Below are 532 nucleotides of genomic sequence, written 5' to 3'. Positions count from 1 at the left end.
ACCGAAGCGTGAACATAAGGGCAAGATAGCGGTGGCAGAAAGCGATATGCGCTGGTGTTCAGATGGCTTCGAGTTCGGCTGCGACAACGGCGAAAAACTGCGGGTCACGTTCGCGCTGGACTGCTGCGACTGTGAGGCCATAGACTGGGCAGCAAGCACGGGAGACTATGACAGTTCAACCGTGCAGGATGTGATGCTGAGGTCTGTGGAAAAGCGCTTCGGCGACAGGTTGCCCGATACAGCGGTGCAGTGCCTGACGGACAACGGTTCAGCGTATACCGCGTATGAAACGCGGAGGTTCGCGAGAGAGCTGAATCTGGAGCCCTGCACAACAGCGGTGAGCAGCCCACAGAGCAATGGCATGGCTGAACGGTTCGTGAAAACGATGAAGGAAGATTACATCGCGTTCATGCCAAAACCGGATGTGAGAACAGCACTGCGAAACCTTGCAGCAGCGTTCACGCATTACAACGAATGGCATCCGCACAGCGCGCTGGGATATCACTCCCCGAGGGAATACCGGCGGCAGCGG

The 532-nt window shown here is 57.1% G+C and carries 1 protein-coding gene; it reads left to right on the top strand.

Annotation, left to right across the window (positions count from 1 at the left end; translation table 11 throughout):
• Window positions 1-532 (top strand): integrase core domain-containing protein (locus K5R89_RS27180; RefSeq protein WP_221853881.1); only part of this gene is annotated, 532 nt, incomplete at both ends.

The organism is Klebsiella sp. TF21-TM (assembly GCF_019753495.1).
Lineage (GTDB): Bacteria > Pseudomonadota > Gammaproteobacteria > Enterobacterales > Enterobacteriaceae > Klebsiella > Klebsiella quasipneumoniae.
Note: the sequence above shows the minus strand (reverse complement) of the source record. Positions and strands in the feature narration are given on the sequence as shown.